Source organism: Salmonella sp. SAL4457 (genome assembly GCF_046548235.1).
Taxonomy (GTDB): domain Bacteria; phylum Pseudomonadota; class Gammaproteobacteria; order Enterobacterales; family Enterobacteriaceae; genus Salmonella; species Salmonella enterica.
On record NZ_JBGDZO010001482.1, the window covers coordinates 1 to 230 of the forward strand.

The 230-nt window shown below is 63.0% G+C and carries 1 protein-coding gene; it reads left to right on the forward strand.

Features of this window, described 5'->3' with window-relative positions; all coding sequences use genetic code 11:
- The coding region (locus ACLJNW_RS29115; protein WP_410962155.1) for a TonB-dependent receptor domain-containing protein at positions 1-230 on the forward strand (230 nt) is incomplete at both ends.

The following is a 230-nucleotide window of genomic DNA, read 5'->3' on the forward strand; positions in this document are numbered from 1 at the left end:
GCCCTGGGCAATACCCCGCCGCGCTCGTTGAGCCTCTGGAGCACCTACGAACTGCCCGAGGGCGTGACCCTGGGCTATGGCGCACGCTACGTCAGCCAGCGCAACGTCACCTCGGTGGACAACGGCAAGCTGGATGCCTACTGGGTGCACAACATGATGCTCGGCTACCAGGCGACGCGCGACCTGAAACTGCAACTCAACCTCGACAACCTGTTCGACAAGGCCTACGT